This is a genomic window from Facklamia languida CCUG 37842, from assembly GCF_000245795.1.
In the GTDB taxonomy this organism is placed as follows: Bacteria; Bacillota; Bacilli; order Lactobacillales; family Aerococcaceae; genus Facklamia; species Facklamia languida.
The window spans coordinates 910,849-931,168 of sequence record NZ_JH601133.1; the positions used below are offsets into that span (position 1 = coordinate 910,849).

Here is a 20,320-nt window from a genome sequence, read left to right on the forward strand (position 1 = left end):
AGCAAAAGAGGACTTTATGCTATAATAGGCAAGAAAAGATGATGAAGGAGGCACTCATTCGTGACCGAAAAGCAAACTTTTTATATTACAACACCGATTTATTATCCAAGTGGACGCTTACATATAGGGAATGCCTATTCGACCTTAGCAGCGGATGCGATGGCACGGTATAAACGGTTGATGGGTTATGATGTCCATTTCTTAACAGGGACAGATGAACACGGCCAAAAAATCGAAGAGAAGGCACAAGCCCAAGGCTTAAATCCACAGGAATATGTTGATGGCATGGCAGAGGAGATTCAAGCTCTCTGGCAGACCTTGGAGATTTCCAACGACCAATTTATTCGTACAACGGATGAACAACATGAACAAGCTGTTCAGAAGATCTTCCAGCGCTTGCTTGACCAAGGGGATATTTACCTAGGAGAGTATGAGGGTTGGTATTCTGTCAGCGATGAAGAGTATTTCACTGAAACCCAATTGATTGAAGTCTATAAGGATGAGGAGGGTCAAGTGATTGGAGGGATTGCTCCAACAGGCAATGAAGTGACCCTGGTTAAGGAACCCTCCTACTTCTTCCGCTTGAATCAGTATGCTGAGCGATTGATTGAATATTATCATTCAGCAGAGGATGTCATTGTTCCAAGTTTTCGTAAGAATGAGATGATCAATAACTTTATCAAGCCTGGACTCGAAGACTTAGCGGTTTCGCGGACTTCCTTTACCTGGGGGGTGCCTGTTCTATCCGACCACAACCATGTGATCTATGTTTGGATTGATGCCCTATCCAATTATATTACCGCTCTAGGTTATTTAGGGGAGGACCCATCGGCATTTGATAAGTTTTGGCCCGCTGATGTCCAGGTGATCGGTAAGGACATTTCACGCTTTCATATGATTTATTGGCCTGCTTTATTGATGGCCCTTGATTTACCGCTGCCACGTCGGATTTATGCTCATGGCTGGATTGTCATGAAGGAAGGTAAGATGTCTAAGTCTAAGGGCAATGTTATCTACCCAGAAGTCCTGATTGATCGATATGGCTTAGATGCGACCCGGTTCTACCTCTTACGGGAGATGTCCCAGGGGAATGATACGGTCTTCACACCCGAAGACTTTGTCGCTTGCTTGAATTCAGAATTAGCTAATGACTTGGGGAACTTACTGAATCGAACCATCGCCATGGTCAATAAGTATTTCGGTGGCAAGGTTCCGCAAGCCCCTGCAGGCGCTGTTAATAAGGCAGACCAACCCTTGGAGACCTACTTTGCAGATAAGATAGCAGCCTATCATCAAGAAATGGAAGAGATGACCTTTGACCACGCCCTGGATACGGTGATGCAGATGGTCAGTCGGGCTAACAAATATATTGATGAGACAGAACCTTGGGTTTTGGCCAAGGATGAAGATTGCCAAGGCCAATTGGCATCGGTTATGTATCATTTAGCAGAGAGCTTACGTGTTGTGGCTCACCTCTTGCGGCCCTTCATGACCCACCAACCACAAGAGATCTTTAGACAATTAGGAATCGACCAAGAAGCTGATCAGGACTTGACTGACTTGGCTTATGGTCATTTCCCACAAGCGAGTCAGGTGATAGCCAAGGGAGAACCGATCTTCCCACGCTTGGATGTTGAGGAGGAAATTAGCTTTATGAAGGAACAGATGATGGGGCAAACGAACAATCAAGCCACAGTCGATGATCCCGACTGGAATCCAGAAGACTTGGAATTAAGTCCTGGTGAAGGGGGATCGGTTGAATTTGAGACCTTTACATCTGTTGAGATGAAGGTGGCACAAGTGGTTGATGTCGCGCCTGTAGCTGGATCCAACAAGCTTCTCCGCTTCCGTTTGGATGCAGGGGATGGTGGACACCGGCAAATTCTGTCTGGTATTGCTAAGCATTATCCAGATTATAAGGACCTAATTGGTCGCAAAGTGCTCATCGTAGCGAATCTCAAGCCACGCAAGATGATGGGCTATATCAGCCAAGGGATGATTCTTTCAGCAGAGTCAGGGTCAGAACTCCACCTATTATTTGCACCTGATCAAGCAGCAAATGGTTCTTTAATTGGATAGAATGATTGAGGCTAGGACCTTCCTAGCCTTTCGTCTTTGACGAGTGACATAATAAGTGAAAGGAATGAATGCGATGAAACTGTTTGATACCCATACCCACTTGAATGCAGAGTCCTTTGCGGGTCAAGAAGCAGACTATATCCAGCGAGCTGCAGACAATGGAGTCGCCTATATGGCGGTGGTAGGTTTTGACCGGTTAACAATCCAAAAATCCTTAGAATTGAGCCAAAGGTATCGCTCAATTATTTCAGTGGTTGGCTGTCATCCGACCGAAGCCCATCATTACGATGCAAGTTTTGAGCAGGACCTTCATCAATGGTTAGAATTGGATCGGGTTAGGATGTTGGGCGAGATTGGATTGGATTATTATTGGGACAGTGCCCCTCGGGATGTGCAGGCCAAAGTGTTCCGCCGCCAGATTGCGATTGCCAAAGAACACGGTCTTCCTATTACAATTCATAATCGGGATGCGACTGCAGATTGCTACCAGATTCTCAAGCAAGAAGGTATTCCAGAAGCAGGCGGGATCATGCATTCTTTTGGAGAGGGGCCAGAGGAAGCCAAGAAATTTATAGACCTTGGCATGCACCTTTCTTTCAGTGGGGTCCTAACCTTTAAGAAATGTGAGGATGTCCGTGAGTCTGCCAAATTAGCTCCTGCAGATAAGCTCTTAATTGAAACAGATGCCCCCTATCTGGCACCTGTTCCCAAGCGTGGCAAGCAGAATGAGCCAGCTTATGTTCGGTATGTGGCAGAAACTTTGGCCCAAGTCCGAGAAACGAATTTGGAAGCCCTGGCTGACTTGACGACTCAGAATGCTTTTGACCTCTTTCGGTGGCAGCCTCAGGGAGTAGAATAATCATGACAGACAATTGCCCCTTACCACAGGAAGTGATTATTGTAGAAGGACGAGATGATACAAAGCGGTTGATTGAGACCTTTGGTCCTTCGATTAAGACGATCGAGACTAACGGTTCCGCCTTGGATCAAGCCACCATCGAACGAATTCGTCAAGCCCACCAGCAATATGGTGCGATCGTCTTTACGGACCCTGACTATGCGGGTCAGCGCCTGCGACGCAAGATCCGCCAGGCGGTACCAGATATTAAGGAGGCCCATCTCAGCCAAGCGCAAACGACTGCTCCGCAAGCGGGTCATTCTTTAGGGATTGAACATGCCAAGCCTGAGGCAATTCGTCAAGCACTCGCAAGTCTTGCGACACCGCAAGTCCAAGTCCCTGTTCAGGCCATGACGATGAAAGATTTATGGGACTTACATTTAGTCGGACATGACCAAGCTGCTTATTATCGTCAAAGGGTGGCCGACCATTTCAACCTTGGGCATTTGAATGCTAAGCAGTTGATTAACCAATGTCAGAAATATGGCATTTGCTTAAAGGAAGTTCAATTATTTATGGAGGAGGAAGGGTTCCTTGACTAGATCAACATCACCGCGTTATATCTCTTTACCAAGTCGGACAGCAGAAATTATGAAAGCCTACCAGCTAGATATGAAGAAGAGCTTGGGGCAGAACTTCTTGGTGGAACCCAAAATCCTTCAGCGGATGGTTGAAGTGGCGGGCATCACTGACCAGACCACCGTCATCGAAATTGGACCAGGGATTGGTGCCTTGACTGAATTTCTAGCCCTCGAGGCTAAAAAGGTCTACAGCTTTGAAATTGACCAGCGCTTTGTCGAAATTCTCAAAGAAACTCTGGCAGATTATTCGAATGTACAAGTGGTGGGTCAGGATTTCTTAAAGGTAGACCTGCATGATGTGGTCTATCAAGACCTTCAAACAGCAGACCGACTCGTAGTGGTCGCAAATCTTCCCTACTATATTACAACCCCCATTATCATGAAGTTGATTGAGAGCAATCTACCTTTCCAATCCCTCGTGATGCTGATGCAGAAGGAAGTTGCTGAGCGGATGACCGCTTCAGTTGGAACCAAGGCTTATAATTCATTGACCATCGCCATCCAGCGAACCCATGAAGCTAGGTTGGCCTTCACAGTCCCCCGTCAGGTCTTCATCCCAAAGCCCAATGTCGATTCGGCTGTCCTCGAGTTACGAAGAAGACCCCAAGCCTTGGTGGAAGTAGCGGATCCGATGGCCTTTCAGGCCTTTGTGCAAGCTTGCTTTACCCAACGGCGCAAGACCTTATGGAATAATCTTAAGGCGAATTATTTAAAGGGAAGGGTGACGGCAGAAGACCTCGAAGCGGGTTTAGATCAAGCTGGAATTTCAGGCCAGCGTCGGGCAGAGACTTTGACCCTAGAGGAATTTGCCCATCTCTATCATGCCTTACAGGATAAAGTTGACTCTCTCTAAAAGAATCACCTCGTCAATTTGTAAAAATTCGTTTAGATCGATTCTAATCTTTTTATCAAGCGATTATTTGACCTTGATCGTGATGCTCTTTAATACACCAATTGAGATCAAAGATGGCAGCCCCAATGCTTAATCCAAGGAAGGTGACCAAGGCCAGGAAAAGCTTGGCTTTAGAGGAGTATCCTACTAATTAAGCATTGGGCTGATTTTTTATTTGCCTCCTCATAGATCTTTTTTTAATGAAAGGGACGAGAAGACATTTTGCTTGGTGTCATAGTGAGCCTCTATCCGTTAACTTGGATATTTTTTAATAAGAGGGCAAAAAACATTTGAAACCCTTCTTATCTTATGTTAAATTGATTTATTTAGGATTTTATGGTATGATGGTAGGCGAGAGGTGATCAGATGCCAAAGGATCTTGTAGCCATCAAGTCCATGCTTGATGAAAGAGTTGGTGAAGAAATTATTGTGACGGTTCAAATGGGTAGGAAGAAAAAGCGTGAACGTCGCGGGACGCTCGCTGAGACCTACCGGTCGATCTTTGTGGTGGATTTAAAGGAAGAAGATAATATTGATCGCATTTCTTTTTCTTATCGCGATGTCTTAACAAACTCAGTTGAAATTGAATTCTAACAATTAAATCATTCGATTATGAACTCTTTGCGTTAAAGGTCGCTTCTTTTGATGCAAGGAGTTTTTGGTGTTGCAGTGAAGAATTCAGACAGTTAAAATTACCTAGATATTTCAGAAAGAGGCGAATGAAGTGAAAGCAATTGTTGGACTTGGAAATCCTGGAGAAAAATATCAAGGAACACGCCACAATGTGGGCTTTGAAGTGGTTGACCAATTACTCTCAGACCAAAAGATTCAAATGACGAATCAGAAGTTTCAGGCGGATACGGCGATCTGGCATACCCAGGGTGAACGGGTTCTCCTGGTCAAACCTTTTACCTATATGAATGCTTCTGGACAAGCAGTTCTTCCCCTCATGTCTTATTATGGGGTGGCGAGTGAGGACTTGGTGGTTGTCTATGATGACTTGGATTTAATTCCTGGCCGTTTACGCTTGAGATTAAAAGGATCCGCTGGTGGACATAATGGGATGAAGAGTATCATCGAGTTACTTGGGACACAGGACTTTAAACGGATCCGGGTTGGCATTGGCCGTCCTCAAGGGGGATGGAAGGTTCGCGACCATGTGTTAGCTCCTTTTGACCGAGATAGTCAGCCCTTGGTCGATGACGCAGTTGGACGGGCGAGTCAAGCCCTTCAAGCTTGGGTGGCCGGCCAGCCCTTCGAAGCGCTCATGCAAGTGTACAATCAAAAGGACTAATACGTAAGAAGATGGATTATGATGGGGAGTGAAGGAGCGGTCATGTTAGATCAATTATTTACACAAGCTTTTGACCAAGGGGTCCAATCGATTTGTCAAGGCCAGCAGGAGTCCAACTTACCGCACCTGGTGACTGGGCTTGATAGTAGTGCCCGGGCTATCTTTATTGCTAAGCTCTACCGAGAACAACCGGGTCAGATGGTGGTGATTGAACCGAATGCTGGTCAATCCAGTCAATTAATTGAGGACTTAAATTACTTGTTGCCAGAAGTAACGGTCCTCTCTTTCCCAGCTGAGGAGAGCCTGGCCTTGGAATATACCACCCAGTCGCTTGAAGGTGTGGCCCAGCGGGTTGAGACACTCCAGGCTTTAATCAATCAAGAGCCTGTGATTGTTGTCAGTGGGGTAGCTGGCCTTAGAAGACGGCTGACCCCGACTGAGGATTGGTTAGCCAGCCAGATCCGGTTGGAATTGGGGATTGAGATGGAGCGTGACCAATTAGAGACAGCTCTGTTTCAGCTAGGCTATCAAAGAGAATCTATGGTCAAGTCCCCTGGTGAATTCTCAGTCCGAGGGGCGATTGTTGACTATTACCCTTTAAATAGTGAACACCCCATTCGCTTGGACTTTTTTGATACGGAACTTGACTCGATTCGTTATTTTGATGCGGAATCGCAGACATCCATTGCTAACTTGTCCAATGTTGTCATAGAACCAGCCAAGGACCTGCTCTTTCATCCTGAGCAACAATTATCGATTCAAAAGATTTTGCAGCATGAATTAAAGCAAGCCATTAAGAAGATTAAGGAACCGGAACTGGCTCAAAAATTAACCGACCAGATGACCCAACAGATCGAAGATTTAACTAAGGGGCAACCATTAAAATATGCCTCAGCTTTTCTATCTTATTATGATCGTGAAGGGACCTCTATCCTGGATTATCTGCGTCCAGGAGGGACCTTAGTGGTCAATGAGTTTGACAAGGTCCACCAGCTTGAATTGGAGATGGTTGAAAGTAATCAATTTTGGTTGGAGCAGGAAACAGCCAAGGGGTATTTATTCCCCCACCAGTTGATCAAGATGTCTGCCTTTGACTTGATCAAGTCTTACCAGGGACATCTGGTTTATTTTGCCTTGATCCAGAAGGGTTTAGCTAAGACCAGTCTAGCAGGTATTCACTCTTATCAATATCGGTCCATGAACCCCTTCTTCAATCAAATGCCCTTGGTCAAGACCGAAATGGATCATTGGCTCCGTCAAGGTCAAAAGATCCAAGTGCTGGTTGAATCGAAACAACGGGCAGACAAGGTGCGTGCAATCTTTAGTGACCACCAGATCCAGCCAACCCACTTCCAGGAATCTGAGCCTTATGAAGGGGCGGTCAACCTCTTGGTTGGGAATCTAAGCCAAGGATTTGAATTGCCGCTTGATCACTGGGTGGTCCTCACTGAGAAAGAACTCTTTAACCGGATGAAGAAGCGTACCATTAAGCAGCAAAAGCTGACCAATGCGGAGCGGATTAAGTCGTACAATGACCTAGAAGTGGGCGACTTTGTGGTCCATGTTAATCATGGGATCGGTCGCTATACAGGGGTTGAGACCATGGAGATCGGTGGGGTTCACCGAGACCTTTTAACGATCGAGTATCAGAATAATGCGCGTGTCATGGTGCCGGTCGACCAGTTACATCTGCTGCAGAAGTATGTCGCTTCAGGAGAGGCCAAGACTCCGCGTGTCCATAAGCTTGGAGGCACGGAATGGTCTAAGACGAAGCAGAAGGTCTCAAGCAAGATCGAAGATATTGCAGATGAGTTGATTGCCTTATATGCTCAACGTGAACAAGAAAAAGGCTATGCCTTCGACAAAGACACTCCCGAACAAGCTGAATTTGAAGCGGCCTTTCCTTATGTTGAGACGCCTGACCAGTTGCAATCGACGCAAGAAATTAAGCATGACATGGAAAGAGACCGGCCGATGGACCGACTTTTAATCGGAGATGTTGGTTATGGGAAGACGGAAGTGGCGATGCGGGCGATCTTTAAGGCGGTGATTGAAGGCAAGCAAGCGGCCTTTCTCGTCCCGACAACTATTTTGGCTCAACAACATTATCATAGCTTATTGGAACGTTTCTCAGATTATCCCTTCGAGATTCGGATGCTAAGTCGTTTTGTTTCGAAGGCTGACCAGCAGCAGACTATCAAAGACTTGAAAATAGGAGCCTGTCAGATCGTAGTGGGAACACATCGTCTGCTCTCGCAAGATGTGGACTTTTTGGACTTAGGTCTTTTGATTGTGGATGAAGAGCAGCGTTTCGGAGTGAAGCATAAGGAGCGTTTGAAGCAATTGCGGTCACAAGTCGATGTCTTAACCCTAACCGCTACTCCTATTCCTCGAACTTTACATATGTCAATGATTGGCGTTCGCGACCTATCGGTCATCGAAACCCCGCCGAGCAACCGGTATCCCGTTCAGACTTATGTCATGGAGCGTAATGATGGCGCCATTAAATCCGCCATTGAGCGGGAAATGGCTCGAGGAGGGCAATGCTTCTATCTCTATAATCGTGTTGCCACGATTTATCAAAGGGCGCAAGCGATTCAAGACTTGGTTCCTCAGGCTAGAGTAGCTGTTGCACATGGCCAGATGAGCGAAGTGGAATTGGAGAATATTTTGTATGATTTCATCCAGGGAGAATATGATGTCTTGGTCACTACGACGATCATCGAGACAGGGGTTGATATTCCGAATGCTAATACCCTCTTTATCGATCATGCAGACCGTATGGGACTTTCAACCCTCTATCAATTAAGAGGTCGAGTCGGGCGAACGAATCGAATTGCTTTTGCCTATTTGATGTATGATCCAATGAAGCAGTTGAGTGAAATCAGCGAGAAGCGGCTGAATGCGATTCGTGAATTTACTGAATTAGGTTCGGGCTTTAAGATTGCCATGCGCGATTTATCCATTCGTGGAGCGGGCAATTTGCTTGGAGCCCAGCAGTCAGGCTTTATTGACTCGGTTGGTTTCGATCTTTATTCGCAAATGCTGAAAGAAGCGGTAGACCGCAAGCAAAATAAAGAGGGAACGGGTCTTGGGACTCGAACAGTTGAGACGGAGATCGACCTGGGTATTGATGCTTATTTGCCAGCCAGCTATATTCAAGATGAGCGGCAAAAGATTGCTGCCTATAAGGCCATTCAACAGATCAATGATGCTGGTTCTCACCGCGATATGCAAGATCAGTTGATTGACCGTTATGGGGAGTATCCTGATCCCGTTGCGGACCTACTAGATATTGCCCTATTACAATCCTTGGCTAGCCAGATTGGTATTCTTCAGATTAAAAGGCGACACCAGTCGGTGGTGGTCACCTTTGAGGGAGGGACTAGCCAGGTCCTCTATGGTCCAAGGGTCTTTCAAGCCCTAGAAGGGGTTCAAGCCAAGGCTAAGGTGCGTCAACACCAGCAAGTCTTAACGGTTGACTTGTTGGTTCAGGGGTTAGCCAGTGATCAAATAATCAGTTTGTTATTAAAATTCACCCAACAAGCCCAGGCTGTTCTCAATGATTATCAGCAGAAGGAAACTGGGCTTAAAGAGACATTTACCAACCAGAAAGAGGAGTGAAGGTATGCGATTAGATAAATTTTTGAAGGTATCACGTATTATTAAGCGACGGACAGTAGCAAAGGATGTGGCAGACCAGGGACGGATTATGGTCAATGATCGACCGGCTAAATCATCTACTAATATACAAGTGGGCGACCAAGTCGCGATCCGCTTTGGTAATCGTTTATTAAAGGTCGAAGTGATGCACTTGCAAGATTCAACTAAGAAGGAAGATGCGAGTGACATGTATCGTGTCATAAGTGAAGACCTGATCGAAGAATAATTGGGACCGGGTTGATTTTAACCGTGCATTCTGATCAAATTACTGCTATACTCAGAAATGAGAGAGTGGTGATAAAAATGAAGCGATATCAGAAAAGTGCGGTCAATCGACCCAAGGTTGTTCCCTTTGAAACGCACAGTTCCAACCATAAGAACCAGCCTATCCAACCGGTTTCCAAGAACCAACCACGACTTGTTCACTTAAAGCGTGGACGTCTTTTTATGTTGGTAGCTTGCATCATGATTGGGCTGAGTTTGTGGTCCTTACTTCAAACCTTTCAGCGTCACCAGAAGGCAGAAGAGGCCCTGGCCCAAACGGAAGCCACTCTACACCTGACCCAGGACCAGTTCCAACAAGTGAAGGCTGAACATGAGCGTTCACAGGATCCGGACTATTTGGCCAAGCTTGCAAGAAGGGATTATTATTATAGTAAAGACGGAGAACTGATTTTTGATATTCGCGATGAAGGGGAAGAAATTGACCACCAGGTATTTCAAGACCAAGACCAGGCATCACTCGAACAATTAAATGAATAGGTAAAGATAATAGGAGGAATTGGAAGTATATGGCCATTGAAGTTGGGCAGAAGGTGACTGGTAAGGTCACAGGAATTAAGAATTTTGGTGCATTTGTAGCACTGGAGGATAACCAATCTGGACTGATTCATATTAGTGAGATTTCAAACGACTATATTAATGACATTAATGATGTCCTCAGCATGGGGGAAGAGGTCACAGTGAAGGTGGTCTCTGTAGGAGAAGATGGCAAGATTGGACTTTCATTGCGCCAAGCTCAAGAAGGTTTCAAGGGGTCAGCAAGCGGTGAAGGTAAGAACTTTGAAGGTAAGCGTCGCCATAATGACCGGCGTCCGCGCAATTTCCACAATGAACACCCGACTGTCTCCCATGGGACGGATCGCGAAGGAGCAGGCTCACGCCCAAACCAAAATGTGACAGGCCGCTATGCTCAAAAGAGTAATGATGATTTTGATCAGTTGATGAGTAATTTCCTGAAGGATTCAGAAGATCGCTTGTCTTCTTTAAGACGGAATACCGAAGGAAAGCGTGGGGGCCGCGGAGGCCGTCGCAGTTAATTATTCAAGGACCCTTAGGGCTGCAATCATATGCTTGTGTTTGGCATGGATTGCAGTCTCTTTTACTTGAGAGGAGTTGAGGAAGATGGAGAACGCTTTACGGCAACTCAAGACCCAGCTAGAAAGTTGGCCACAATGGCAAGCCGCTTCGAGTGCGGTCTTAGCCATTTCTGGAGGGGTTGATTCAATGTGTCTCTTGCATTTGATGCTTGAACTCTTTCAATTGCAGGAGTACCAGGATCGGCAGTTGATCGTGGCACATTTTAACCATCAATTGCGTTCACAACAAATCCACGCGATCGAGCAAGAATTGGTGATTCAAACGGCTCAAGCCCATGATCTGGTCTACTTTGTCTCTAAATGGCAACAACCTCAAACCACTAACCGGGAGGCAAGTGCCCGGATTGCTCGCTATCAATTTCTGGCAGATGTCGTCCATGCTACCCAGGCTGACTGTTTAATGACGGCCCACCATCTTGATGATGCTGTGGAGACCTTCATGATGCGGCTGATTCGCGGCAGCTCATTAAAGGGATTGAATAGCATTGACCCTAATTACCAGCGACAGCTCTTGGCAACGAATGGTCAAGTGGTTATTACCCAGATGATGCGGCCCTTGATTAATTTCCGCAAGAGTGAATTGTATCAATATGCTAGTTCCCACCATATTTCATATTATGAAGATGAGACCAACCAGCATGAAGAGGTCTTTCGCAATCGGATCCGTCACCGCTATCTGCCTGAATTAGAAGACGAAAACCCTCAATTCTATTTGAATGCTCGAAATTTCCAACAACAATTGCAAGTATCTTATCAGGCTCATTATCAGAATTTTATGGCAATTGAGCCCAACTTGCTCGCTAAGTTTCGTGATCCTGGCTGGGTCCTAGATGTGAGGGCCTGGCAGCAATTAAGTCCTGAACAATTACAGATCTATTTAGGAATCTTTTTTGAGGAGCGCTATGTCGAAGTGGCAGGGCAATATGATAAGGATATTTTATCTCTGGTGAGTCAACAACTGACCCACCAAGATAACCCCAACTATACTTTGCGCTTGTCCAACGATTGGATCTCTCGACGGGAATATGACTTTATTTATATCGAGCCGCGGGATTATGAGAAATTTGTCAGTGAGCAAGTGATTAATCTGGTCATCCATAACAAATGGCATAGTCTTGGCAAAGGTTGGTGGATTGGGATCTTTGACCGCAATTTTGTTAGCAATCAGATGCGCCAAGCGGTGGATGAGTATATGGCCTTATATTTGACGGCTTATGATCAGGTTCCGCTTTTTAGTGTGCGGCACCGTTTACCGGGAGATTCCATGACCTTAGGGAATCAGGACCAGGCCTTCCATAAGAAGGTATCCAGAATCTTAATTGATGCAAAGGTTCCAGCGAGTCAGCGTGAGACCATGTGGTTAGTGGTAGATGAGGAAGATGATACGGTTTGGTTGATTGGACAACAGAAGTCGATCAAGTATCAGCCACACGAACCCGAATCGATCAGTCACTATCTCTTAATTCAAAAAATGTACTAAATTGATTCTTTTTTTAAATCTTTATGCTAAAATGCTATATTGTGATCATACTTATCAGGAGAAGGAGATGCCATGTTAGAACAAGATATCCAGTCTGTCTTAGTGACAGAGGAGGAGTTACGTGAAACAGCCCAACGTCTAGGACAAGAAATAACTAAAGACTATGCAGGTAAAGAAATTCTTGTGATTGGGGTTTTAAGAGGTGCCGCACTCTTTATGGCGGATCTGATTCGATATATTGATTGTTATCTTGAGATTGACTTTATGGATGTGTCGAGCTATGGTGCTGCGACCGTATCATCAGGAGAAGTAAAGATTCTCAAAGACCTTGATTCCAGTGTGGAAGGTCGTCATATTCTGATTATTGAAGACATCATTGATACTGGCCGGACCTTACATTATTTAATTAACCTGTTTGAGATGCGTCAGGCTGCTTCCATTAAGATCTGTAGCTTATTGGATAAGCCGTCTCGTCGGGTGATGTCCGATGTAAAGGTGGATTATGTGGGGGTCGAAGTACCGGATGAATTTGTCGTAGGCTACGGCCTGGATTACAAGCAAAACTACCGCAATTTGCCTTATATTGGGGTGCTGAAGCCAGAAATCTACTCATAAGAAACATTTGTAGCAGTGAGGGAACTTTTTTGCTATGATAAGACTATTATTGATTAAGGAGAATTGAACGAATGCAAAAACCAAACCGCAATCGTACTCCCTTACGGAATACCTTCGTATATTTAATTATTGGATTGGCTATTTTAGGGGTCGTCAGTGTTTTAAGCGATAATACCCCTTTTATGGCGAACACCAAGGAAATTACCAGTACAGAATTTGTTCAGCAATTACAAGAGGATAAGATTGCCAAGTTCGAAGTGCAAATTGGATCTGGGGTTTATCACGTTCGAGGCGAGTATGAGAAAGAAAAGAAAGTTGAAGACTCTGATGAGCAAGTGATCGAAATTTTCCAAGGATCGCCTTCTATCCAGACCTTCAAGACCGACATTCTTGGTAACGACAGCACACTGAAAGAGATTACGCAATTTGCTAAGGAGACTGAGACACCTTTCAAGGCGGTTCCTGAATCGTCTGCGGGTGTTTGGTTGAACTTCTTGCCAGTTGTCTTGATGATGATTCCTGCTTTCTTCTTGATGTATACCATGATGCAGTCAGCAAATGGTGGCGGCAAGGGCGTCATGAACTTCGGCAAATCTAAGACGAAGGATGTCTCTAAGCAGAAGTCCAAAGTGCGCTTTAGCGATGTGGCAGGAGCAGAAGAGGAAAAACAAGAACTTGTTGAGATTGTAGACTTCTTGAAAGAACCAAGGAAATATACCGACTTAGGGGCTCGGATTCCAGCGGGTGTCCTTTTGGAAGGACCTCCAGGAACTGGGAAGACCCTATTAGCTAAGGCGGTTGCCGGAGAAGCCGGCGTTCCCTTCTTCTCAATTTCGGGATCAGAGTTTGTTGAGATGTTTGTTGGGGTCGGTGCTTCGCGTGTCCGGGACCTATTTGAGAATGCTAAGAAGAATGCCCCTGCCATTATCTTTATTGATGAGATTGATGCCGTCGGACGCCAGCGGGGAGCTGGAATGGGCGGTGGTCACGATGAACGTGAACAGACCCTCAACCAGTTACTGGTTGAAATGGATGGCTTTGAAGGCAATGAGGGCATCATTGTGATGGCAGCAACGAACCGCTCGGATGTCTTGGATCCGGCCCTCTTACGTCCTGGCCGTTTTGACCGGCAGATCTTAGTAGGTAACCCTGATGTTAAGGGGCGTGAAGCGATCCTTAAGGTGCATGCTCGGAACAAGAAATTGGCTCAGGATATTGACCTCAAGGTGATTGCGCAACAAACCCCTGGATTTTCGGGGGCGGATCTTGAGAACTTGCTGAATGAGTCGGCCCTGATTGCGGCTCGCTTTGATCGCAAGGCGATTACTGCTGAGGATGTTGATGAGGCACATGACCGGGTCATCGCAGGACCAGCCAAGAAGGATTCTGTGATTTCTGACAAGCAACGTCGAACAGTAGCCTACCATGAAGCAGGGCATACTGTGATTGGCATGGTCTTAAGTGAAGCGCGTACGGTTCATAAGGTGACCATTGTGCCAAGAGGCCGGGCTGGTGGCTATGCCATTATGCTTCCTAAGGAAGACCAGTATATTGTGACTTATAAGGAATTGTTTGAACAAGTCGTAGGGCTTCTAGGTGGACGTTCTGCAGAGGAGATTGTCTTTAACCATCAATCAACAGGTGCTAGCAATGACTTTGAGCAGGCCACGGCGATTGTTCGACACATGGTGACCAAGTATGGGATGTCCAGCAAGATTGGAACTGTCCAATATGAATCCGATTCACAACCCTTTGCAGGTCGTCAGTACGGCTTCGGTAATCATCCCCAATATTCCGAACAAATTGCTTATGAAATTGACCAAGAGGTCCATCGCATTATGAATGAGGCACATCAAGAAGCCCACCGCATCATTAATGAGCACCGTGAGCAATTGAATATTATTGCAGAGAAGCTCTTAGAAGTTGAAACACTGGATGCGCGTCAGATTAAGTCTCTCTTTGAAACAGGTCAGATGCCTAAAGTGACGGAAGAAGAGGAAGGGGAAGAGCCTGTCGCAGAACCTGAGACTTTTGAAGAAGCTAAGGAGAAGGCGAATGCATCGGACCCAGCGGACCAGCCAGAGGAATCGCAAGCTTAAATGACTCAATCAGAGGATGAAGAGTCTGAGGCGGTCCATTCAGATGAAGAGGAAGAGTAATTGAGAGAAGGTCAGGAAATGATTTCCTGCCTTCTTTTTTAAGAAGAAAGGATGAGAAGATGGCGGATCAATTAATCAAAGCTTTGGCCTACCAAGATCAAGTACGGGTCTTTGTTGTCGATGCGACTCAAGCCGTGGCCCAAGCCCAACAAAGGCATGACACCTGGCATACTGCAACAGCCGCTTTGGGTCGAAGTCTTGTGGCCACCAGTTTATTAGCAGCCAGCCTCAAGGGAAGCGACCGGTTAAACATTCAGATTCAAGGGTCCGGTCCTTTAGGTGAAATTAATTGTGATGGGGACAGTCAAGGTGCCATTCGAGGTTATGTTAAACACCCGCATGTCGCTCTTGAACTCAATCAAGCAGGTAAAATCGATGTTAGTGGAGCGGTTGGCTTACCGGGAAGTTTGCGGGTGCGTAAGTTTAGCCAATCAGGTGAATCCTTTACAGGTCAGATTGCCCTTGTTTCAGGAGAATTGGCAGAAGACGTTACTTACTATCTGGCAGCTTCTGAACAAATCCCTTCTGCAGTGGGATTAAGTGTCTTAGTTAATCCGGATGAGACCGTTGCTTCGGCAGGAGGCTTTTTGATCCAGGTCTTGCCTGATGTCAAGGAGGAGACCCTACAAGCGATTGAGACCAATCTCCAAAGCTTGGGTAACCTGAGTGAACAGATTGATCAAGCGGAGCATTTAGAAGAGTTATTGGCTCAGTTAGTCGGTCCAGACAATTACCGCGTGATCCATAGCCAGTCCATTCATTTCACCTGTCCTTGCTCTAAAGACCGCTTTGCTAAGGCGATTCTCGCCCTCCCTCCAAGTGACATTCAGCAGATGATTGAAGAAGACCACCAAGCTGAAGCGGTCTGCCATTATTGTAATGAATCCTATCATTATACTCAGGAAGAATTAGAGGTCTTGTTAGACCAAGCCCTGCATGGAGAATAGACCATGACAAATATTAAGGGATCAGGTAGAATAAATAACAGATTGAAAGTATCATGTTGACCATGACGAATAGAATAGATAAGTTGGAGGAATATTATGACGGATCAAGAACATTCAGGAACGACGATTGAGGAAATGAACGATCAGTTGCAGGTTAGACGGCAAAAGATGCGCGAAATGCAAGAAGCAGGCGTGAATCCTTTTGCTGCTGGATTTGAACGCCACCACTATTCACAAGATTTGCTAGAGGAATATGAGGCGCTTGACAAGGAAGCCTTCGATGAAAGAGACCCGATCGAGGTGGCTATTGCAGGACGGATTGTTTCCAAGAGGGGGAAAGGGAAGGCCGGCTTCGCTCATATTCAGGATATGAAGGGGCGGATTCAAATTTATGTCCGTAAGGACCAAATTGGGGACGACGCTTTTGTCTGGTGGAAGGCGTGCGATTTAGGTGATATTGTAGGTGTCAAAGGACATGTCTTCAAGACTAATACAGGTGAGTTGTCGGTCAAAGCGCAAGACTTTATTCCTTTGACCAAGGCCCTTCGTCCTCTACCAGATAAGTTCCATGGCTTGACCAATGTCGAGCAACGTTATCGCCAGCGCTATTTAGACCTGATCGCCAACCAAGATAGTTATGACCGTTTTGTTAAACGGTCTCAAATCATCCGCGAAATTCGGCACTATTTAGATGACCGTGACTATTTAGAAGTTGAAACCCCAGTCCTACATAATCTTGCGGGTGGAGCGGCAGCCCGTCCCTTTATTACCCACCACAATGCCTTGGATATGGAATTATACTTGCGGATTGCGCTTGAGTTGCATTTGAAGCGGTTGGTTGTCGGAGGAATGGAGCGCGTCTATGAGATCAGTCGCGTCTTCCGTAATGAAGGAATTGATACCACGCATAACCCTGAATTTACCATGTTAGAAGTCTATACAGCCTATACTGTCTTCACAGATGTGATGGATTTAGTTGAAGGGTTAGTACGAGAAGTTGCCTCGAAGGTGTTAGGTCAGACAACCCTGACTTATGAGGACCATACGATTGATTTGGGTACGGCTTGGCAACGTCGCCACATGGTAGACCTCATCAAGGAAGCGACAGGGGTCGACTTCTGGCAAGAGATGACGTTAGAAGAAGCCAAAACCTTGGCCAAGGACCATCAGGTGCCAGTTGAGGACCATGAACAAAGTGTTGGACATATTATCAATAAATTCTTCGAGGAAAAAGTCGAAGAGCGCTTGATCCAGCCAACCTTTGTCTATGGGCATCCCGTAGAGATTTCTCCCTTAGCGCGTAAGAACCAGGAAGATCCTCGGTTTACGGATCGTTTTGAACTCTTCATTGTCGGTAAGGAATATGCAAATGCCTTTACTGAATTGACTGATCCGATTGACCAAAGGCAACGATTCGAAGCGCAGATGGCTGAAAAGAATGCCGGAAATGATGAAGCGCAACCGATGGATGAAGACTTTATCGAGGCCTTGGAACATGGAATGCCACCGACCGGTGGGCTTGGAATTGGAATTGACCGCCTGGTCATGTTATTAACGAATTCCAGTTCAATTCGAGATGTCCTACTTTTCCCAACAATGAAGCCAATAGGCTTAGAAAAGGCAGAAAATAGTAATTCGTCAAAAGAAACTTACGAAACTTACGACAAACTTACGACAGAAAAAATCGACTTTTTAAAAGTAAAAGTAGAGCCATTATTTGAAGATATGGTTGATTTTGATACATTTTCAAAATCTGATTTTAGAGTTGTAAAAGTTAAGAACTGCGAAGAAGTTCCAAAGTCTAAAAAACTATTGAAATTTACATTAGATGATGGTTCTGAAAAAGAAAGAGTTATTTTATCTGGTATTAAGGAATATTACAGCGCAGAGAGCTTAATTGGAAAGACACTTCTTGCGATTTGTAATCTTCCTCCACGTAAGATGATGGGAATCGACTCAGAAGGTATGATTATATCTGCAATTTGTGAGTATGATGGAGAAGAAAAACTTAACTTAATAATGTTGGATGACAATATTCCAGCAGGATCAAAATTATATTAAAGAACACGCTAATTATTAAACTGGGATTTGTAATGAATCTAAGTTTAATTTTTATATTAAGCAAGATACTACGGTATTAAACGTAATTTCTACTTTAGACCTATATAACACATCAGAAACAAGATCAAATCAAAAATCTTTTGGTCTAAATTATCAAAAAACTAGCAAGGAACTTATGAGCCAAGATGAAATAACTGTAATGGATGGTGGTAAGTGTATATACCAGCTAAGAGGAGTAAGACCTTTCTTGTCTGATAAATTCGATATTACAAAACATAAGAATTATAAGTTATTGGAAGACTATGATAAGAAGATTTTATTTGATGTGGAAGAGTTTTTGAAAAACAGAGATAAAATAAAAATAAACAGAAACAGTTTAATTACAAGATTATGAATTAAGTTTAGGATAAAGATATTTTTGGTATAATATCTATATATAAACCATGGAGGTAGGCATATGAGGTCTTATGAAAGTAAGGAAGAATTAAAGAATGAGATAAAGAAAACTTTTGAAAAATATATTTCAGAGTTTGACAATATACCAGAAGAACTAAAAGATAAAAGACTAGAAGAAGTTGATAGGACACCAGCAGAAAATATTGCCTATCAAGTAGGTTGGACAACTTTACTCTTAAAATGGGAAGAAGATGAGAAAAAAGGTATAGATGTTAAAACACCATCTGATAAATTTAAGTGGAATCAACTTGGAGAATTATATAAGTGGTTCACTGATACCTATGCTAATAAATCGTTAAAGGAACTAAAAGAACAACTCACAAAAAATATAGAAGATATTTATCTTTTGATAGATGAATTAACAGATGAAGAATTATTTAAACCACATATGAGAAAATGGGCAGATGAAGCAACCAAAACTGCTACTTGGGAAGTATATAAATTTATTCATGTAAATACAGTAGCGCCATTTGGAACATTTAGGACTAAGATTAGGAAATGGAAGAAATTAGTTCTATAGATAGAAAAGTATAAATAAGTTTACTTAGGAGGATTTTATGGCAGTTGCAAATATCAAAGTTACATTAAATTGCCCAATAGAAAAAGTATGGGATAAAGTTACTGACCTTCGTGATTTTGGTTGGAGAAGTGATATCAAAGATATCAAAATTATTGATGATAAGAATTTTGTAGAGATTACAAAAGATGGGATAGAAACAAATTTTAAAGTTATAGAATGTACGAAACATCAATGCTGGTCTTTTGAAATTGAAAACGCAAATATAAAAGGAACTTGGATAGGAAAATTTTATTCGAATGGAGATAAAACAACATTAGATTTTACAGAAAATATTATTTAGGCGGATTTTATAATCAACTTAGCCACCATAAAAAATAAAAAAGCCATGTAAATTCATGTTATATTTTAGCTACCACACAAAAATATAAGGAGAATGAATTTACATGACGCAAACACACTCTACCACATCTGGTCGGAAATCAAAACACTTATCGTTCAAAGAACGGAGCCAAATTGAGCTTTTGAAAGAACAAGGGCATTCTAATCGCGCGATTGCTCGCATACTCAAACGCGCGCCACAGACAATCCATAACGAAATTAAACGCGGTACAATTAAACAAATCCGACAACAAAAGCAAAACGGCAAGGTTTATAAATGGTACTATTCTAAGTATGTCGCTGAAGTCGGCCAAGAAAATTATGAGCATCAGCGTCAAAATTGTGGGCGCAAACCTCTCTGGTCCTACTCAAGTGACTTTATCGATTGGGCCGATCAGCGGATGTTAGAAGATAAATGGTCGCCTGATGTCGTCGTCCACCGAGCCAAAGAAGTCCTTGATATCGACCCTCGACTCATTCCTTGTACCACCACCCTCTATTATTGGATTGATTGTCAGATTATGAAGACGCGAAATATTGATTTACTTGAAAAACTTCGTCGTAATACCAAAGAGAGAGTACCGAAGACCCGCCCCCATAAGAAAGTCTTGGGAACTTCCATCGACGAGCGCCCTGAGGAAATCAATGAGCGGAATACTTTTGGCCACTGGGAAATTGATACGGTCATTGGCAAGAAAGGTAAAGATGAACCTGTCTTGTTAACCTTAGCTGAACGATTCAGTCGATTTGAAGTCATTCTAAAGATAAAGAATAAGACTGCACAAGCGGTGGAGGTCGCCCTAAGAAAGTTACAAGGACTCGCAGGCGATCATTTATCGTTACTCTTCAAGAGTATGACTGCTGATAATGGCTTAGAGTTTGCGATGTTAAGTCAAGCGGTGGCTGAACAAATAGCGG

The 20,320-nt window shown here is 44.2% G+C and carries 18 protein-coding genes and 1 pseudogene; all 19 read left to right on the top strand.

The features are described 5' to 3' along the window. The first annotated feature begins 60 nt into the window (after positions 1-60). A complete protein-coding gene (gene metG / locus HMPREF9708_RS04150) occupies positions 61-2,079 on the top strand; it encodes a methionine--tRNA ligase (RefSeq protein ID WP_006308906.1) in 2,019 nt (672 codons plus the stop codon). Between the two features lie 73 nt (positions 2,080-2,152). Then, positions 2,153-2,938 carry a TatD family hydrolase gene (locus HMPREF9708_RS04155; protein ID WP_006308908.1) on the top strand — a complete coding sequence of 262 codons (786 nt, stop codon included), beginning with the start codon at positions 2,153-2,155 and terminating at the stop codon, positions 2,936-2,938. A 2-nt stretch (positions 2,939-2,940) separates the two neighbouring features. After that, positions 2,941-3,519 carry a ribonuclease M5 gene (rnmV, locus tag HMPREF9708_RS04160; protein ID WP_006308921.1) on the top strand — a complete coding sequence of 193 codons (579 nt, stop codon included), beginning with the start codon at positions 2,941-2,943 and terminating at the stop codon, positions 3,517-3,519. Continuing rightward, complete coding sequence (gene rsmA / locus HMPREF9708_RS04165) at positions 3,512-4,411, top strand: 16S rRNA (adenine(1518)-N(6)/adenine(1519)-N(6))-dimethyltransferase RsmA (protein WP_006308927.1); 900 nt, start codon at positions 3,512-3,514, stop codon at positions 4,409-4,411. The genes rnmV and rsmA overlap by 8 nt, the downstream gene beginning before the upstream one ends. Positions 4,412-4,816: 405 nt before the next feature. Beyond that, positions 4,817-5,044 carry a Veg family protein gene (locus HMPREF9708_RS04170; RefSeq protein WP_006308928.1) on the top strand — a complete coding sequence of 76 codons (228 nt, stop codon included), beginning with the start codon at positions 4,817-4,819 and terminating at the stop codon, positions 5,042-5,044. 130 nt (positions 5,045-5,174) lie between these two features. Further along, positions 5,175-5,744, top strand: coding sequence for an aminoacyl-tRNA hydrolase (gene pth, locus HMPREF9708_RS04175; RefSeq protein ID WP_006308929.1), 570 nt, complete (start codon positions 5,175-5,177; stop codon positions 5,742-5,744). 18 nt (positions 5,745-5,762) lie between these two features. Further along, complete coding sequence (gene mfd / locus HMPREF9708_RS04180; RefSeq protein ID WP_232215542.1) at positions 5,763-9,368, top strand: transcription-repair coupling factor; 3,606 nt, start codon at positions 5,763-5,765, stop codon at positions 9,366-9,368. Between the two features lie 4 nt (positions 9,369-9,372). Then, entirely contained in the window at positions 9,373-9,633 is a 261-nt protein-coding gene (locus HMPREF9708_RS04185) for an RNA-binding S4 domain-containing protein (protein ID WP_006308931.1), read from the top strand. 77 nt (positions 9,634-9,710) lie between these two features. After that, entirely contained in the window at positions 9,711-10,169 is a 459-nt protein-coding gene (locus HMPREF9708_RS04190) for an FtsB family cell division protein (RefSeq protein WP_006308932.1), read from the top strand. Between the two features lie 29 nt (positions 10,170-10,198). Then, complete coding sequence (locus HMPREF9708_RS04195) at positions 10,199-10,726, top strand: S1 domain-containing RNA-binding protein (RefSeq protein ID WP_006308933.1); 528 nt, start codon at positions 10,199-10,201, stop codon at positions 10,724-10,726. Between the two features lie 85 nt (positions 10,727-10,811). Then, a complete protein-coding gene (gene tilS / locus HMPREF9708_RS04200) occupies positions 10,812-12,266 on the top strand; it encodes a tRNA lysidine(34) synthetase TilS (RefSeq protein WP_006308934.1) in 1,455 nt (484 codons plus the stop codon). A 72-nt stretch (positions 12,267-12,338) separates the two neighbouring features. Then, complete coding sequence (gene hpt / locus HMPREF9708_RS04205) at positions 12,339-12,881, top strand: hypoxanthine phosphoribosyltransferase (RefSeq protein WP_006308935.1); 543 nt, start codon at positions 12,339-12,341, stop codon at positions 12,879-12,881. Between the two features lie 71 nt (positions 12,882-12,952). Beyond that, positions 12,953-14,980 carry an ATP-dependent zinc metalloprotease FtsH gene (ftsH, locus tag HMPREF9708_RS04210; protein ID WP_006308936.1) on the top strand — a complete coding sequence of 676 codons (2,028 nt, stop codon included), beginning with the start codon at positions 12,953-12,955 and terminating at the stop codon, positions 14,978-14,980. A gap of 119 nt (positions 14,981-15,099) precedes the next feature. After that, positions 15,100-15,987 (top strand): Hsp33 family molecular chaperone HslO, encoded by an 888-nt coding sequence (hslO, locus tag HMPREF9708_RS04215; protein WP_006308937.1) that lies wholly within the window; start codon positions 15,100-15,102, stop codon positions 15,985-15,987. 96 nt (positions 15,988-16,083) lie between these two features. Then, on the top strand, positions 16,084-18,048 hold the full coding sequence (gene lysS / locus HMPREF9708_RS04220) for a lysine--tRNA ligase (RefSeq protein WP_006308938.1): 1,965 nt from the start codon (positions 16,084-16,086) through the stop codon (positions 18,046-18,048). A 91-nt stretch (positions 18,049-18,139) separates the two neighbouring features. Next, positions 18,140-18,442 (top strand): annotated as a pseudogene (locus tag HMPREF9708_RS08120) (VirD4-like conjugal transfer protein, CD1115 family); the annotation flags it as partial. A gap of 63 nt (positions 18,443-18,505) precedes the next feature. After that, positions 18,506-19,024: a ClbS/DfsB family four-helix bundle protein gene (locus tag HMPREF9708_RS04230; protein WP_006308940.1), complete on the top strand. Its 519-nt coding sequence runs from the start codon at positions 18,506-18,508 to the stop codon at positions 19,022-19,024. Positions 19,025-19,061: 37 nt separating this feature from the next. Beyond that, complete coding sequence (locus HMPREF9708_RS04235) at positions 19,062-19,364, top strand: hypothetical protein (protein WP_006308941.1); 303 nt, start codon at positions 19,062-19,064, stop codon at positions 19,362-19,364. A gap of 103 nt (positions 19,365-19,467) precedes the next feature. Next, positions 19,468-20,320, top strand: an 853-nt coding sequence (locus HMPREF9708_RS04240; protein WP_006308942.1) for an IS30 family transposase, incomplete at its 3' end; no start/stop codon positions are given.

What these genes read in the sequence shown, in the direction of transcription:
- HMPREF9708_RS04155 (WP_006308908.1), top strand. Translation starts at nt 2,153, where the DNA reads ATGAAACTGTTTGATACCCATACCCACTTGAATGCAGAGTCCTTTGCG.
- rnmV (WP_006308921.1), top strand. Translation starts at nt 2,941, where the DNA reads ATGACAGACAATTGCCCCTTACCACAGGAAGTGATTATTGTAGAAGGA.
- HMPREF9708_RS04170 (WP_006308928.1), top strand. Translation starts at nt 4,817, where the DNA reads ATGCCAAAGGATCTTGTAGCCATCAAGTCCATGCTTGATGAAAGAGTT.
- mfd (WP_232215542.1), top strand. Translation starts at nt 5,763, where the DNA reads ATGATGGGGAGTGAAGGAGCGGTCATGTTAGATCAATTATTTACACAA.
- HMPREF9708_RS04185 (WP_006308931.1), top strand. Translation starts at nt 9,373, where the DNA reads ATGCGATTAGATAAATTTTTGAAGGTATCACGTATTATTAAGCGACGG.
- HMPREF9708_RS04190 (WP_006308932.1), top strand. Translation starts at nt 9,711, where the DNA reads ATGAAGCGATATCAGAAAAGTGCGGTCAATCGACCCAAGGTTGTTCCC.
- HMPREF9708_RS04195 (WP_006308933.1), top strand. Translation starts at nt 10,199, where the DNA reads ATGGCCATTGAAGTTGGGCAGAAGGTGACTGGTAAGGTCACAGGAATT.
- tilS (WP_006308934.1), top strand. Translation starts at nt 10,812, where the DNA reads ATGGAGAACGCTTTACGGCAACTCAAGACCCAGCTAGAAAGTTGGCCA.
- hpt (WP_006308935.1), top strand. Translation starts at nt 12,339, where the DNA reads ATGTTAGAACAAGATATCCAGTCTGTCTTAGTGACAGAGGAGGAGTTA.
- ftsH (WP_006308936.1), top strand. Translation starts at nt 12,953, where the DNA reads ATGCAAAAACCAAACCGCAATCGTACTCCCTTACGGAATACCTTCGTA.
- hslO (WP_006308937.1), top strand. Translation starts at nt 15,100, where the DNA reads ATGGCGGATCAATTAATCAAAGCTTTGGCCTACCAAGATCAAGTACGG.
- lysS (WP_006308938.1), top strand. Translation starts at nt 16,084, where the DNA reads ATGACGGATCAAGAACATTCAGGAACGACGATTGAGGAAATGAACGAT.
- HMPREF9708_RS04230 (WP_006308940.1), top strand. Translation starts at nt 18,506, where the DNA reads ATGAGGTCTTATGAAAGTAAGGAAGAATTAAAGAATGAGATAAAGAAA.
- HMPREF9708_RS04235 (WP_006308941.1), top strand. Translation starts at nt 19,062, where the DNA reads ATGGCAGTTGCAAATATCAAAGTTACATTAAATTGCCCAATAGAAAAA.